Origin of the sequence: Streptomyces sp. SDr-06 (genome assembly GCF_003324565.1) — a bacterium.
GTDB lineage: Bacteria > Actinomycetota > Actinomycetes > Streptomycetales > Streptomycetaceae > Streptomyces.
The window spans coordinates 90,996-103,911 of the sequence record NZ_QOLA01000004.1 but is presented as its reverse complement, the minus strand read 5'-3'; the positions used below and the strand labels follow the sequence as shown (position 1 = coordinate 103,911).

14 protein-coding genes are annotated in these 12,916 nt (G+C 71.7%); 10 read left to right on the top strand and 4 right to left on the bottom strand.

Going from position 1 to position 12,916, the window contains the following annotated elements:
- The first annotated feature begins 10 nt into the window (after window positions 1-10).
- Window positions 11-499, top strand: a complete 489-nt coding sequence (locus DT019_RS11325) for an SsgA family sporulation/cell division regulator (protein WP_114036628.1) — start codon at window positions 11-13, stop codon at window positions 497-499.
- A gap of 10 nt (window positions 500-509) precedes the next feature.
- Here DT019_RS11325 and DT019_RS11320 read toward each other — a convergent pair whose 3' ends face one another.
- On the bottom strand, window positions 510-1,877 hold the full coding sequence (locus DT019_RS11320) for an FAD-binding oxidoreductase (RefSeq protein ID WP_114036627.1): 1,368 nt from the start codon (window positions 1,875-1,877) through the stop codon (window positions 510-512).
- A gap of 98 nt (window positions 1,878-1,975) precedes the next feature.
- On the opposite strand from DT019_RS11320, the gene DT019_RS39505 reads away from it, so the two are divergent.
- Window positions 1,976-3,616: a tetratricopeptide repeat protein gene (locus DT019_RS39505; protein ID WP_189389445.1), complete on the top strand. Its 1,641-nt coding sequence runs from the start codon at window positions 1,976-1,978 to the stop codon at window positions 3,614-3,616.
- A gap of 108 nt (window positions 3,617-3,724) precedes the next feature.
- Here the strand turns inward: DT019_RS39505 and hppD are convergent, their stop codons facing one another.
- Window positions 3,725-4,867 carry a 4-hydroxyphenylpyruvate dioxygenase gene (gene hppD / locus DT019_RS11310; RefSeq protein ID WP_114036626.1) on the bottom strand — a complete coding sequence of 381 codons (1,143 nt, stop codon included), beginning with the start codon at window positions 4,865-4,867 and terminating at the stop codon, window positions 3,725-3,727.
- 121 nt (window positions 4,868-4,988) lie between these two features.
- Between hppD and DT019_RS11305 the strand changes: the two genes are divergently transcribed.
- The 8 genes from DT019_RS11305 to DT019_RS11270 all read left to right on the top strand — a co-directional run bounded on the left by DT019_RS11305 (window position 4,989) and on the right by DT019_RS11270 (window position 11,487).
- Window positions 4,989-5,474 carry an Lrp/AsnC family transcriptional regulator gene (locus DT019_RS11305; protein WP_114036625.1) on the top strand — a complete coding sequence of 162 codons (486 nt, stop codon included), beginning with the start codon at window positions 4,989-4,991 and terminating at the stop codon, window positions 5,472-5,474.
- Window positions 5,475-5,500: 26 nt separating this feature from the next.
- Window positions 5,501-6,148 carry an ABC transporter permease gene (locus DT019_RS11300; protein WP_114036624.1) on the top strand — a complete coding sequence of 216 codons (648 nt, stop codon included), beginning with the start codon at window positions 5,501-5,503 and terminating at the stop codon, window positions 6,146-6,148.
- A gap of 76 nt (window positions 6,149-6,224) precedes the next feature.
- Window positions 6,225-7,427, top strand: coding sequence for an ABC transporter ATP-binding protein (locus tag DT019_RS11295; protein WP_114036893.1), 1,203 nt, complete (start codon window positions 6,225-6,227; stop codon window positions 7,425-7,427).
- Window positions 7,424-8,296, top strand: a complete 873-nt coding sequence (locus tag DT019_RS11290) for an ABC transporter permease (protein ID WP_114036623.1) — start codon at window positions 7,424-7,426, stop codon at window positions 8,294-8,296. The genes DT019_RS11295 and DT019_RS11290 overlap by 4 nt, the downstream gene beginning before the upstream one ends.
- Window positions 8,296-9,279, top strand: a complete 984-nt coding sequence (locus DT019_RS11285) for a glycine betaine ABC transporter substrate-binding protein (RefSeq protein ID WP_114036622.1) — start codon at window positions 8,296-8,298, stop codon at window positions 9,277-9,279. The genes DT019_RS11290 and DT019_RS11285 overlap by 1 nt, the downstream gene beginning before the upstream one ends.
- Before the next feature lie 99 nt (window positions 9,280-9,378).
- Complete coding sequence (locus tag DT019_RS11280) at window positions 9,379-9,987, top strand: ArsR/SmtB family transcription factor (RefSeq protein ID WP_114036621.1); 609 nt, start codon at window positions 9,379-9,381, stop codon at window positions 9,985-9,987.
- 13 nt (window positions 9,988-10,000) lie between these two features.
- On the top strand, window positions 10,001-10,180 hold the full coding sequence (locus DT019_RS11275; protein WP_114036620.1) for a hypothetical protein: 180 nt from the start codon (window positions 10,001-10,003) through the stop codon (window positions 10,178-10,180).
- Window positions 10,177-11,487: an MFS transporter gene (locus DT019_RS11270; RefSeq protein WP_114036619.1), complete on the top strand. Its 1,311-nt coding sequence runs from the start codon at window positions 10,177-10,179 to the stop codon at window positions 11,485-11,487. The genes DT019_RS11275 and DT019_RS11270 overlap by 4 nt, the downstream gene beginning before the upstream one ends.
- Here the strand turns inward: DT019_RS11270 and DT019_RS11265 are convergent.
- Window positions 11,420-12,208 carry a S16 family serine protease gene (locus DT019_RS11265; RefSeq protein WP_114036618.1) on the bottom strand — a complete coding sequence of 263 codons (789 nt, stop codon included), beginning with the start codon at window positions 12,206-12,208 and terminating at the stop codon, window positions 11,420-11,422. The genes DT019_RS11270 and DT019_RS11265 overlap by 68 nt on opposite strands.
- Before the next feature lie 58 nt (window positions 12,209-12,266).
- On the bottom strand, window positions 12,267-12,911 hold the full coding sequence (locus DT019_RS11260) for an IclR family transcriptional regulator (RefSeq protein WP_114036617.1): 645 nt from the start codon (window positions 12,909-12,911) through the stop codon (window positions 12,267-12,269).
- Between the last annotated feature and the right edge of the window lie 5 nt (window positions 12,912-12,916).

Here is a 12,916-nt window from a genome sequence, read left to right as displayed (position 1 = left end):
AGAGACCCTCATGCACACCGTGGTGGAACGCGAACTCGAACTCAAACTGGTGCTGTCGCCCGAGCGCAGCATCCCCGTGCCGGCCCGGCTCGGCTACCGCACCGACGACCCCTACGCCGTGCACATCACCTTCCACATCGGCTCGGAGACCCCCGTCAACTGGACGTTCGCGCGCGAGCTCCTGGTCGAGGGCGTGTTCCGGCCGTGCGGCCACGGGGACGTGCGGATCTGGCCGACCAAGGTCGAGGGCCGCAGCGTGGTCCTGATGGCGCTCAGTTCGCCGGACGGCGACGCGCTGCTCGAAGCGCCGGCCGCGCAGGTCTCGGCGTGGCTGGAGCGGACGCTGCGGGCGGTGCCGCCGGGTTCCGAGACCGAGCAGCTCGGCATCGACGACGGCCTCGCCGAGCTGCTCGCGCCGGCCACCGGCCGCGGGGTGGACGAGCTGTGGCTGCGCGACCCGTGGCCGTCCGACGAGTCCCGTCCGGAGGAGGGTGCGTGAGGAGCCCGGTTCAGAACAGCTTGCCCGGATTCAGCAGGCACAGCGGGTCGAAGGCGTGCTTCACCGCGCGCTGCATCTCGATACCCACCGGGCCGAGCTCGCGGGCCAGCCACTCCTTCTTGAGTACGCCCACGCCGTGTTCGCCAGTGATGGTGCCGCCGAGTTCCAGACCGAGAGCCATGATCTCGTCGAACGACTCGCGGGCACGCCGGGACTCGTCCTCGTCGGCGGCGTCGAAGCAGACCACGGGGTGGGTGTTGCCGTCGCCCGCGTGGGCGCAGACGCCGATGGTCAGACCGTACTTGGCGGCGATCGCCGACGTTCCCTCGATCATCTCGGCGAGCTTGGACCGCGGCACGCACACGTCGTCGATCATCGTGGCCGATTTGATCGTTTCGAGCGCCGTGAGCGACAACCGCCGTGCCTGGAGCAGCAGTTCGGACTCCGCCGCGTCCACGGCCGGGACCACCTCGGTCGCCCCGGCGGCGATGCACAGCTCGCCGACGGCCGCGAGGTCGGCGGCCGGGTCCGGGGTGTCGAAGGCGGCGAGCAGCAGGGCCTCGGTGCTGTCGGGCAGCCCCATGTTCGCCATGCGGTTGACGGCCTGGATGGTCGTACGGTCCATGAGTTCGAGCAGCGACGGGGCGTGGCCGCGCTCCATGATCCGTACGACGGCCTCGCAGGCGGCCGCGGCCGAGCCGAACTCGGCGGCGAGCGCGAGCTGGGGCGGCGGCGCGGGGCGCAGCGCGAGGACCGCCTTCACGACGATGCCGAGGCTGCCCTCGGAGCCGACGAACAGCCGGGTCAGGTCGTATCCGGCGACGCCCTTGGCGGTGCGCCGGCCGGTGCTCATGAGCCGCCCGTCGGCGAGTACGACCTCAAGGCCGAGGACGTACTCCGCGGTCACCCCGTACTTCACACAGCACAGGCCGCCGGACGCGGTGCCGATGTTCCCGCCGATGGTGCACATCTCCCAACTGGAGGGATCCGGCGGGTAGTAGAGCCCGTGCTCCTGGACCTGGCGCGACAGGACGGCGTTGACGACGCCGGGTTCGACGACCGCGACCCGGTCGACCGGGTTGATCTCCAGGACGCGGTCCATCCTGACCAGGGACAGGACGATGCAGCCGTCGCTCGCGTTGGCCGCTCCGGACAGGCCGGTGCGCGCGCCCTGCGGCACGACCGGCACGCGCAGCGCCGTCGCGGTGCGCATCACGTGCTGGACCTCTTCGACGGTGCGCGGCAGCACGACCACGGCCGGACTGCCCGCCACGCAGAAGCTCGCCATGTCGTGGGCGTAGGAGGCGGTGATGTCGGGGTCGGTGATGACGGCGTCCGCCGGGAGGTGCTCGCGCAGCCGTTCGAGAAGATCGTCCATGTCTTCAGCCTGGCACCCGGGGCCATCGGTGTGAACCCTTTCCCCGGTCGGTCGGGCGGGGCCGGGCGCGCTCTTCCTATTGACGCACAGTGAGCGCCATGGAGATCGCGAAGACCGAACAGGATGCGGACGCGGCACGGCGGGCGGCCTGGATGTCGGCCTCGGCCGCGGCCCAGCGGACCTCGCGGCGGTCCGGGCCGCCGCCCGTCCTGAAGCGCGCCGCGCTGGTGGCCCTTGCGGCGAGCGTGCTGGTCGGCGGGGTGCTGCTGCTCATGCCGGACGCCGAGGGGCCGCAGGCGCCGCCGCCCGCGCCGGGTCCGGCCGCGCGGGCCCTGACCGCGGTGGCCTCGGGGGCGCCCGCGGCGGTGGGCGATCTGAGCGCCCTCATCACCGACCGGACGGCCTGGCTGCGCGGCCACCCCACGGACGAGGCGCAGTGGGCGGTGCTCGGCTCGGCCTATCTGGAACGCGGCGTGCGCGGCGCCGACTCCTCGTACTACCCGCGCGCCGAGTGGGCACTGCGGCGCTCGCTCCAGGTGCGGCCCAAGGGCGGCAAGGAGAGCCTGGACGCCGAGATCGGGCTCGCGGCCCTGGCCAACGCCCGGCACGACTACGCCGCGGCCCGCACCCTGGCCGAGTCGGTACGCGCCCGCCGGGCGGACCGGTGGACGCTCTACCCCGTCCTGATCGAGGCGTACAACGGGCTCGGTGAGGCGAAGGCCGCCGCGAAGGCGGTGGAGCAGGTGCTCGAACTGCGCGGCGGCCCGGAGGCGTTGACGCAGGCAGCCGAGGTGTACCGGCAGCACGGCTGGCGCGAGGACGCCTCGGCGGCCCTCGACGAGGCCGTCGGGCACGCCACTTCGCCGGTGCAGAAGGCGGTCGCCCTGGTCGCGGTGGGCGAGCTGGCGTGGGAGAGGGGCGAGCCGGAGAAGGCCGTGGCCCACTACGACGCGGCCCTGCGCGCCGATCCGGGCGCGCACGCGGCGCTCGCGGGCCGGGCCAGGGCCAAGGCGGCGCTCGGTCGGCGGGCGGAGGCCCAGCGGGACTACCTGGCGGCGGTCGCGGTGCTGCCGCGCCCCGAATACCTCCTTGAACTGGGTGAGTTGTACGAGGCGCAGGGCCTGGACGGCGACGCGCGGACCTGGTTCGACAAGCTGCGCGAGCTGGCCGCGCGGGACGGCTCCAACGGGGTGGACGACGCCTTGGTGCTGGGCCGGTTCGAGGCCGACCACGGGGCGGCGCACACGGCGGTGGACCGGCTCGAAGCGGAGTGGAAGGCGCATCCGAGCCCGGCCGCGGAGGACGCGCTGGCCTGGGCGATGTACCGGGCGGGCGAGCCGGAGGAGGCGCTGGCCCACGCCCGCAAGGCGAGCGACTCCGGGATGCGCGACGCCCTGTTCTCCTACCACCAGGCCACCATCGAGCGGGATCTCGGCCGCTCGGGCGCGGCCCGGCGCCACTACCAGGAGGCACTGCGCACCAACCCGTACTTCTCGCCGGTGCTCGCGCCGAGGGCGAAGGAGGCACTGGCGGCGCTCGGCGAGCCGGCGGACGGCGGCCCCCGGGACATGTACGGCTATGTGGCGGCGGCCCGGGCGGAGGCCGCGGCCGGCTCCTCCTCCTCGAACTCCGGCTCGGGTTCGTCGGCCTCATCGGGCTCGTCGAGCGGTTCGGGTTCGTCGTCGAACTCGGGGTCGAGGCGGCCCGCCAAGCCCCGGCCTTCCAAGCGGCGCGGCTGAGGGAGCGCGCGGGCCGGGTGAAGCAGTCGCGGCCCCACGGGTCAGGTCCGTGGGGCCGCAGACAAGTGACGGTAACTCAATTACCGTGCGGGTGTGACCAGTTGCTGGTCAGAGGTTGCCGCGCTTCTCCTGCTCGCGCTCGATCGCCTCGAAGAGGGCCTTGAAGTTGCCCTTGCCGAAGCCCATCGAACCGTGCCGCTCGATCATCTCGAAGAAGACGGTCGGGCGGTCCTGCACCGGCTTGGTGAAGATCTGGAGCAGGTAGCCGTCCTCGTCGCGGTCGACCAGGATCTTCAGCTCGCGCAGGGTCTCGACCGGCACCCGGGTCTCGCCGGCCCACTCGCCGAGGGTGTCGTAGTACGAGTCGGGGGTGTCGAGGAACTGCACACCCGCCGCCCGCATGGCCTTCACCGAGGCGACGATGTCGTTGGTGGCGAGCGCGATGTGCTGGACGCCGGGGCCGCCGTAGAACTCCAGGTACTCGTCGATCTGCGACTTCTTCTTGGCGATGGCCGGCTCGTTGAGCGGGAACTTCACCTTGAGGGTGCCGTCGGCGACGACCTTCGACATGAGCGCGGAGTACTCGGTGGCGATGTCGTCGCCCACGAACTCCTTCATGTTGGTGAAGCCCATGACGTTGTTGTAGAACGCCACCCACTCGTTCATCTTGCCGAGCTCGACGTTGCCGACGCAGTGGTCGATGGCCTGGAAGAACCTCTTCGGGGTCTCGACCATGGGTGCGGCCTCGACGAAGCCCGGCAGATAGGGGCCGGTGTAGCCGGAGCGCTCGACCAGGGTGTGGCGGGTCTTGCCGTACGTGGCGATCGCGGCGAGCACGACGGTGCCGTGCTCGTCCTCGACCTCGTGGGGCTCCTCCAGGCCGGTGGCGCCGTGCTCGGTGGCGTACCGGTACGCGGCGCGCGCGTCGGGCACCTCGATGGCGAGGTCCACCACGCCGTCGCCGTGCTCGGCCACGTGCTCGGCGAGGAAGCGGCCGCGCTCGGTGGCGGGCTTGATGACGGAGGTGAACACGAAGCGGGCGGCGCCGCTGGTCAGCACGTAGCTGGCGGTCTCGCGGCTGCCGTTCTCCGGTCCGGAGTAGGCGACCAGCTTCATGCCGAAGGCCGTCGAGTAGAAGTGCGCGGCCTGCTTGGCGTTGCCCACGGCGAAGACGACCGCGTCCATGCCCTTCACCGGGAAGGGGTCGGCCTGCCGCGCGGTTCCGGGGGTGTGATCGAGGGTCTCAGTCATAGAGGGAGGGTCGCCCCAGGAGGCAAGCTGCGCAATAGTTCGCGCATTCACTGGGCAATCCGTACAGCGAACGGCCAGGATGAGGAGGCGTTCTGTACACGATGACCATCCGGAGGCCGCCATGTCGATCGATCATCTGGACGGGCGCCTGATCGTGCTGCTCGCGCGCGAGCCCCGGATCGGGGTCCTGGAGGCCTCCCGGCGGCTCGGGGTCGCGCGCGGCACGGTCCAGGCGCGGCTCGACCGCCTTCAGTCGAATGGAGTCATCCGCGGCTTCGGCCCCGACGTCGACCCGGCGGCGCTCGGCTACCCGGTCACCGCCTTCGCCACGCTGGAGATCAAACAGGGCCAGGGGGCCGATGTACGGGCCCACTTGGCGGGCGTGCCCGAGGTCCTCGAACTGCACACCACCACCGGCCACGGCGACATGCTGTGCCGTCTGGTGGCCCGCTCCAACGCCGATCTCCAACGTGTGATCGACCGGGTTGTCGGTTTTGATGGCATCGTCCGGGCCTCCACGGCGATCGTCATGGAGAACCCGGTCCCGCTGCGGATCATCCCGCTGGTGGAGCAGGCGGCTCAGGACTCCGTCCCCGGCGGTGCCTGACGGAGACAGGACAGGGGTGAGCGGGCGTGGGCTTCTGGGACTACCTGACCGGCCGGCACCAGCAACTGCTCACCGACGCCCTCCAGCACGCGAGCGCCGTGTTCCAGTGCATGGTGATCGCCACCGTGCTCGGCATCGTCATCGGGGTGGTGACCTACCGCAGCGGCTGGGCGGCGAGCCTCGCCATCACCTCCACCTCGACGGTGCTGACGATCCCCTCGCTGGCCATGATCGGCCTGCTGATCCCGCTGGTGGGCCTGGGTGTCGCGCCGACCGTCGTCACCCTGACCCTGTACGGACTGCTGCCGATCGTGCGGAACTCGATCGTGGGCCTGCGCGGGGTCGACCCCTCGCTGGTGGACGCGGCCAAGGGCATCGGGATGTCGCGCGCCGCCCGCCTGCTACGGGTCGAACTCCCGCTGGCCTGGCCGCCGATCCTCACCGGCATCCGGGTCTCCACGCAGATGCTGATGGGCATCGCGGCGATCGCGGCGTACGCCTCCGGCCCGGGGCTCGGCAACGAGATCTTCCGCGGGATCGCCTCGCTGGGCAGCGCCAACGCGATCAACCAGGTGCTCGCGGGCACCCTCGGCATCGTGGTGCTCGCCCTGCTCTTCGACGCGGCGTACGTACTGATCGGCCGTCTCACCATCCCGAGGGGGATCCGTGTCTGAGCGATCCGCGTCCGAACGGCCCGAGCCCGCGGGCGCCGCGTCCGCGCCCGACGGCGCCAGAACCTCGGGGGCCTCCATCCAGCTGGAGAACCTCACCAAGCGGTACCCGGGCAACCCCAACCCGTCCGTGGACAGCGTGAACATGGAGATCAAGGCGGGCGAGACCGTCGTCTTCGTGGGCCCGTCGGGCTGCGGGAAGTCGACCACCCTCAAGATGATCAACCGGCTGATCGAGCCGACGTCCGGCCGCATCCGGATCAACGACGAGGACGTCACCGACATCGACCCGGTCAAGCTGCGCCGCAAGGTCGGGTACGCCATCCAGTCCTCCGGGCTCTTCCCGCACATGACGGTCGCCGAGAACATCGCACTCGTACCGAAGATGGTGGGCTGGTCCAAGTCGAGGGTGAAGGACCGGGTCGAGGAGATGCTCGATCTGGTCGGCCTCGACCCGCGCGAGTTCCACGGCCGCTACCCGCGCCAGCTCTCCGGCGGACAGCAGCAACGGGTGGGCGTGGCACGGGCGTTGGCGGCCGACCCGCCGGTGCTCCTGATGGACGAGCCGTTCGGCGCGGTCGACCCGATCACCCGCGACCACCTCCAGGACGAGCTGATCCGCCTCCAGCACGAGCTGCACAAGACGATCGTCTTCGTCACCCACGACTTCGACGAGGCGATCAAGCTGGGCGACCGGATCGCGGTGCTCCGCGAGCGCTCGCACATCGCCCAGTTCGACACCCCCGAGGCGATCCTCACCAACCCGGCCGACGACTTCGTCTCCGGGTTCGTGGGCGCGGGCGCGGCCCTCAAGCGGCTCAACCTCACCCGCGTACGGGACGTGGAGATGGCGGAGTTCCCCACGGTCACCGTCGACGACCCGCTCCAGTCGATCTTCAACAAGCTGCGCAGCGGCCCGCACAACGAGCTGCTCATGCTGGACCGCAGGAACCGGCCCTACAAGTGGCTGCGGCGCGGCGACCTGATGCGCGCCAAGGGCTCGCTCGCGCGGGCCGGGCAGATGGTGCACGACACGGTGACCCGGGACGCGACCCTGCACGACGCCCTGGAGGCCGTGCTCACAGACTCCGGCGGCCGGGTCGCGGTGACCGGGCGGCGCGGCGAGTACATCGGCGTCGTCGACATGGAGACGCTGATGAACTCCGTGCACGAACTCCTGGAGGCCGACCGGCTCGCCGCCATCGAGCACCAGCACGACCTCGAAGAGCTCCGCCACCACCAGACCGAACAGGAGCTGGAGGGCGGTGCGGAGGAGTCATGACGCCGAGGAGACCCGCCCCCGCCGAGCGCCCGCCGGGCGAGCACGACGTCAAGGGCCACGCCTTCCGTGACGAGCTGGACGACGCGCTCGCCGAGCCCGAGGAGGAGCCGGGCCCGGCCCCGGGCCGGCCGGCCCGCCGGATCACCTGGCAGAAGCTGGTCTTCCTGCCGCTCGTCATCGCGGTGGTCCTCGTGATCACGTACTTCTGGATCACCAACGCCCACCTGGACTCGATCGCGAAGAACTCCCTCGACAACGGCAACGTCCAGCTGCGGCTGTGGCAGCACGTGAAGCTGACCGCGATCTCCACGTTCTGGGTGCTGATCATCGCGATCCCGCTGGGCATCGCGCTGACCCGGCGCGGGGTGAGCCGGGCGGCGCCGCTGGTCACCGCCGTCGCCAACATCGGCCAGGCCACCCCGGCGATCGGCCTGCTGGCGCTCCTGGTGATCTGGCTCGGCATCGGGCCCGGCACGGCGGTCATCGGCATGGTGATCTACGCGGTGCTTCCGGTCCTCTCCAACACGGTGGCCGGTCTGAAGGCGATCGATCCCCAGCTCGTCGAGGCGTCCCGGGGCATCGGCATGTCGGCCCTCGGCACCCTGGGCAAGGTCGAACTGCCGCTGGCGGTGCCGCTGATCCTCGCGGGCGTGCGCACCGCGCTCGTCCTGAACGTGGGCACCGCCACGCTCGCCACCTTCGGCGGCGGCGGCGGCCTGGGCGATCTGATCACCTCCGGCATCCAGACCCAGCGCATGCCGGTCCTGGTGCTCGGCTCGATCCTGACGGTCGCGCTCGCCCTGGTCGTGGACTGGCTGGCCTCGCTGGCCGAGGTGGCGCTGACCCCGCGCGGACTGGAGGTGGGGTGATGCGTCGGCTCCGTACGACACTGACCGCCGCCGGGGGCGCCCTGGCGCTGCTCTGCGCGGTGTCCGGCTGCGGGCTCAAGTCCGGTTCGCCGATGGTGGACGACGTGGCACCGGGCTCGGTCGGCAGGGGCCTGCCCCTCAAGGGGGCCTCCCTGACGGTCACGTCGAAGAACTTCAGCGAGAACATCGTCCTGGGCCAGATGGTCGGCCTGGTCTTCAAGGCGGCCGGGGCCGAGGTCCTCGACCGGACCAACCTGCCCGGGTCGATCAGCGCCCGCGAGGCGATCGTCAAGGGCGACGCGGACGCGATGTACGAGTACACCGGCACGGCGTGGATCACCTACCAGGGCAACAGCAAGCCGATCACCGATCCGCAGGCCCAGTGGCAGGCGGTGCACGACGCCGACCTGCGAAACGGGGTGACCTGGCTGCCGCAGTCGACCCTGAACAACACCTATTCGCTCGGCATCAGCCAGGCCAACAACGCCAAGTACCACCTCAGGACGATGTCCGACGTGGCCGCCCTGGCGAAGAAGGACCCGGCGGCGGTGACGATCTGCGTGGAGAACGAGTTCGCCTCGCGCGAGGACGGGCTGCCCGGCATGGAGAAGGCGTACGGGATGTCGATCCCGGCCTCCAACATCCAGAAGATGGACGCCGGGATCATCTACACCCAGGTGTCCAAGTCCAGCTCCTGCCTGCTCGGCGAGGTGTTCACCACCGACGGCCGCATCAAGGCGATGAACCTGGCGACCCTCCAGGACGACCGGCACTTCTTCCCCAACTACAACGCGGCGCCCGAGCTGCACAGCAAGACGTACGCCAAGTACCCGGCGATCAAGGGCCTGTTGGACCCGATCAGCGCGAAGCTCACCACCCAGGTCGCCCGGGAGCTCAACGCCCAGGTCGACGTGGACGGCCGCGACCCGCACGACGTGGCGCTCGACTGGCTGGTGCGGGAGGGGTTCATCAAGAAGGGGTGAGGGGGCCGCGCCGGGGCCGCGCTCGCAAAGAACTCAATGCAAAGAGGTTCATGCAAAGAAAACGTTGCAACCTGGTCTTTGCATAGCTACCTTTGGACCATGCCCGAGAGCAACAAGTCCCAGCACCCGGAGAACGCGTCCGGGGAGCGCATCCTGGACGCGCGCTCCCTGCGCGGCCTCGCCCACCCGCTACGGATCCGGCTCCTGAAGTCGCTGCGCCACGACGGACCGGCCACCGCCTCCCAGCTCGCCGAGCGGCTCGGCGAGTCCAGCGGCGCCACCAGCTACCACCTCCGCCAGCTCGCCGCCCACGGCTTCGTCGAGGACGACCCGGGGCGCGGCAAGGGCCGGGAGCGGTGGTGGAAGGCGCTGCACAACGGCACCTCCTTCGCCGAGGACCTGCACACCAGCGCCGACCCGGAGACGCGGGGCGCGGCCGACCTGTTCCTGCACGAGATCGCCAGCATCCACACCCAGGAGCTCGCGACCTGGATCGGCACCCGGCACGACTGGCCGGAGCCCTGGTCCACCAGCGGCGACCTGAGCGACTTCACGCTGAACCTCACCGCCGCCCAGCTGTACGAGCTCAACGAGAAGCTGCACGCGGTCGTCGAGACGTACCGCACCGCCGCCCCCGCCGAGACCGGCGACGCCGCCCAGGTCCGGCTCCATCTGCACTCCTTCCCGCGCTCCAACCCGCCCCGCTGAAAGGACCGCCGCCATGCACAGCGACACCCATCTCCTGCTGCACCACCTGCGCGCCGCCGAGCTGGAGGCGCGGGCCCGCGCGACGCTCCCCCGCGAGGCCCGGGACCTGCGGATTCAACTGGGCTGGATATTGGTCGAGTTGGGGCTGCGGCTGACGCAGGGGGCACCGCACCGGCAGGCCCGCCTCGCATGAGCGGCTCGGGGGGACACCGCGACAGAAGGCCGCTCGCGGCCGTACTGACCGCCAACGCCGTTTCGGCCGCCGGCAGTTCACTCACCCTGATCGGGGTGCCGTGGTTCGTGCTCCAGACCACCGGCAGCGCCGGGCGGGCCGGGATCGTCGCCTTCTGCGCGACGCTGCCGATCGTGGTCTCGGCACTGATCGGCGGCCCGGTCATCGACCGCGCCGGCCGCCGCCGGGTCTCGGTCGGCTCGGATGTCGTCTGCGGGCTCGCGGTCGCCGCGATCCCGCTCCTGCACAGCGCCGGGCACCTCGAATTCTGGATGCTCTGCGCCCTGATGGCGGTGGGCGGCCTCGCCCACACCCCGGGCGTCACCGCCCGCTACGTCCTCCTGCCGGACCTCGCCCGGCAGTCAGGCACCACCCTGGCGCGCGCCGCCAGCGTGTACGACGCCGTCTCGCGCGGCGCCCGCATGACCGGCGCGGCCCTGGCCGGGGTGCTCATCGCGCTGACCGGCGCCGGGAACGTCCTGCTCGTCGACGGCGCGACCTTCGCCGTCTCGGCGGTGCTGGTGGCGGCGGGCCTGCGCGGTGTCCGCGAGGCGCGGCCCCTGCGGGACGCGCCGCCCGTGTCGATGCGTACCTACAAGGCCGCACTGCGCGAGGGATACGCCTACTTGGCGCGCACCCGGCTGCTGCTCGCGGTCGTCACGATGGTGATGCTGATGAACGGCACCGACCAGGGCTGGACCGCCGTCCTGCTGCCGGTCCACGCCGAGCGGGCCCTGGGCGGCGCCTCCCAACTCGGCCTGCTGGCCGCCCTGTTCGGGGCCGGAGGCCTGGCGGGCGCGCTCCTGTACGGCGTGCTCGGCCACCGCTTCTCGCGCCGTACGGTCTTCAGCGTCTGCGTGCTGCTGTGCGGGGCGCCCCGGTACGCGGTGGCCGCGCTGACCGGCACCACGATGCCGCTGGCCGTCACGATGCTGGTCGCGGGGCTCGCGAGCGGGGCGCTCAACCCGATCCTGACGACGGTCATCTACGAGAAGGTGCCGGACGCGCTGCGCAGCAGGGTCGCCGGGGTGCTCACGGCGGGCTGCGAACTGGCGATGCCGCTGGGCGGGCTCGCGGCGGGCTTCCTGGTGGAGGCCGCCGGGGTGCGGGGCGCGCTGCTCACGGTCGGCGGCATCTACCTGCTCGCGACGCTGAGCCCGCTGGTCTTCCCCGCCTGGAAGGACATGGACCCGGACGCCGTCAGCAGGACGGAACCGGGCCGCCCTTCCGCAGCGCCTGGAGCGCGGACACCGCACCCTTCAGCGTAGTCACGGGGATCAGGCGCAGCCCCTTGGGCAGTTCGGACCGGGCGTCCGAACACTCCGCCTTCGGTACGAGGAAGACGGTGGCCCCGTCCCGGGCGGCGGCCTGCGTCTTGAGGGCGACCCCGCCGACCGCGCCGACGTCGCCGCCGCCGGTGATCGTCCCGGTACCGGCGATGCTCCGGCCGCCGGTGAGGTCGCCGCCGGAGCCGTCGCCGTTCAGCTTGTCGATGATGCCGAGCGTGAACAGCAGGCCCGCGCTCGGGCCGCCGACGTCGGCGAGGTGCAGATCGACCTTGACCTTGTCGGGGCTCAGGCCGAGATAGCCGAGGGCCGCGACGGAGGCGGCGTCCTGCGACTGCTTCATCTCCGCCTGGTTGTGCTCGGAGATCTCCTTCTCGCTGCCGCCGCTCGGATAGACCGCCTCGCGCGGCATCACGGCGCGGTCGGTGCGGAACCAGCCGTCCACCACGTCGGAGATGCCGACCTCCGCGTTGGGCCCGGTCGCCACGATGGTGGTCATCCGCAGCTGCCCGCTGGTGGGGCGGGTGGGCGCCCCGGAGATCGTGATCACCGGCTTGCCCCCGTCGTCACCGAGCACGTTCGCGGTCGGCCCCGGCTGGGCCACCGCGAACGGCAGCGGCGCGAAGCAGGCGACGGCGAGCAGCGCGACGACCGGAGCGGCGCCGATGGCGAGGTTGCGGAGGCGGGGGTGACGAGTGAGCACGGCTCCAATCTAGCCGTACGCACCCGGCCGCCCGGGGCACGGGCCCGCGCTCCCGCCCTCATCGCAGGGCGTCGGCCACTTCCCTGGCCGCGTCCACGACGCGCGGCCCCACCCGTTCGGGCACGGCGTCGGCGAGCATCACCACACCGACGCTCCCCTCTATCCCGGTGACCCCGACCAGGGGCGCCGCCGCGCCGCTCGCCCCGGCCTCCAGCTCGCCGTGGGTGAGGGTGAAGCCGGGCTCGGCCAGGCCGCCGTTCTGGCGGGCCGCGAGGATCGCCCGGCCCGCGGCGCCCTTGTCCAGGGAATGGCGGAACCCGGCCCGGTAGGCCACGTGGTAGTCGGTCCAGGTCGGCTCGACCACGGCCACGGCGAGCGCGTCCGAGCCGTCGACGAGGGTGAGGTGGGCGGTCGCGCCTATGTCCTCGGCGAGCGAGCGCAGCGCGGGCAGCGCGGCCTCGCGGACCAGCGGGTGCACCTGGCGGCCCAGGCGCAGCACCCCGAGCCCGACCCGGGCGCGGCCGCCCAGGTCACGGCGGACGAGGGCGTGCTGCTCCAGGGTGGCGAGCAGGCGGTAGACGACGGTGCGGTTGACGCCGAGTTTGTTGGACAACTCGGTGACCGTCAGACCGTGGTCCGTGTCGGCGAGCAGCTTGAGGACGCGTAGTCCCCGGTCGAGCGTCTGGGAGGTCTCCGCGGTCACGACAC

What these genes read in the sequence shown, in the direction of transcription:
- DT019_RS11325 (WP_114036628.1), top strand. Translation starts at nt 11, where the DNA reads ATGCACACCGTGGTGGAACGCGAACTCGAACTCAAACTGGTGCTGTCG.
- DT019_RS11320 (WP_114036627.1), bottom strand. Translation starts at nt 1,877, where the DNA reads ATGGACGATCTTCTCGAACGGCTGCGCGAGCACCTCCCGGCGGACGCC.
- DT019_RS39505 (WP_189389445.1), top strand. Translation starts at nt 1,976, where the DNA reads ATGGAGATCGCGAAGACCGAACAGGATGCGGACGCGGCACGGCGGGCG.
- hppD (WP_114036626.1), bottom strand. Translation starts at nt 4,867, where the DNA reads ATGACTGAGACCCTCGATCACACCCCCGGAACCGCGCGGCAGGCCGAC.
- DT019_RS11305 (WP_114036625.1), top strand. Translation starts at nt 4,989, where the DNA reads ATGTCGATCGATCATCTGGACGGGCGCCTGATCGTGCTGCTCGCGCGC.
- DT019_RS11290 (WP_114036623.1), top strand. Translation starts at nt 7,424, where the DNA reads ATGACGCCGAGGAGACCCGCCCCCGCCGAGCGCCCGCCGGGCGAGCAC.
- DT019_RS11285 (WP_114036622.1), top strand. Translation starts at nt 8,296, where the DNA reads ATGCGTCGGCTCCGTACGACACTGACCGCCGCCGGGGGCGCCCTGGCG.
- DT019_RS11280 (WP_114036621.1), top strand. Translation starts at nt 9,379, where the DNA reads ATGCCCGAGAGCAACAAGTCCCAGCACCCGGAGAACGCGTCCGGGGAG.
- DT019_RS11275 (WP_114036620.1), top strand. Translation starts at nt 10,001, where the DNA reads ATGCACAGCGACACCCATCTCCTGCTGCACCACCTGCGCGCCGCCGAG.
- DT019_RS11270 (WP_114036619.1), top strand. Translation starts at nt 10,177, where the DNA reads ATGAGCGGCTCGGGGGGACACCGCGACAGAAGGCCGCTCGCGGCCGTA.